Genomic DNA, 807 nt, shown 5'->3' on the forward strand with positions numbered 1-807 from the left:
CAATAAGTCTCGTGCTTATTTATTCTTTGCCGATTAATTTTAGGGATTAAGAATAAATACAATGAGCAGCAAGCCATTCTTTGAGCACCTTTTTAAGCACTCCCAGCAAGTAACACCGCTACTTCATGGCTCACTCACACCCTTAAATGAAATAAGCTCTAAATCGCCTTTCATTCATATTGACCGCTCAAGCTCAGAAAACATCCGGGAGCTTTACGAAAACTTTAAGTCCGCGCACCCAGAAGCAGGGCCCGCGTACTGTTTAACAAGGACGTGGGGAATGCTATGTTGGCAGCCTATCTACGTCGCGTTTATATCTATCTACGCTTGTGAAGGGTTACCAAAGCTCTCTGCCATGGGGCAACAGGTTCAACCTAACTTCATCAGTGGTTACCACTTTCACTCAGAAGAGCTCTACCAAGGTGCTCAAAAAGAATTGATCGAGCACGCAGGCACAGAGCTGAACACACTATTTGAGTACTTTCGCCAAGAGATGAGCTTATGGACTCGAATCCGTCCAGGATTTACTAATCATCTGTTTGCCGACGCCGTCCTTGGTTGCTTAATAAAACTCAGTCAATTTGCCCCTGACTTAACCGGCGAATACCTGCTCGACCAAGCTCATGAATGGCTAAAAGCATGTGATCTTCCAGAGAAATTAATGGCATCACTAAAATATGATCCAGAATCGAAACAACTTACTTTTGTCCGGACTAGTTGCTGCTTAGTCTACAAATGCGATGGCAAAAAGCTATGCGAAGACTGCCCAAGGCATCCAAATAACAAGCGCTAGCAAGCAACTTACCA

Annotated in this window: 1 protein-coding gene; it reads left to right on the forward strand. The window is 44.2% G+C overall.

Annotation, left to right across the window (positions count from 1 at the left end; genetic code table 11):
- Positions 1–61: 61 nt before the first annotated feature.
- A complete protein-coding gene (locus tag QTO00_RS20295) occupies positions 62–793 on the forward strand; it encodes a siderophore ferric iron reductase (RefSeq protein ID WP_331426354.1) in 732 nt (243 codons plus the stop codon).
- Positions 794–807 lie beyond the last annotated feature (14 nt).

Origin of the sequence: Vibrio sp. M260118, from assembly GCF_036533755.1 — a bacterium.
Classification (GTDB): Bacteria; Pseudomonadota; Gammaproteobacteria; order Enterobacterales; family Vibrionaceae; genus Vibrio.

What these genes read in the sequence shown, in the direction of transcription:
- QTO00_RS20295 (WP_331426354.1), top strand. Translation starts at nt 62, where the DNA reads ATGAGCAGCAAGCCATTCTTTGAGCACCTTTTTAAGCACTCCCAGCAA.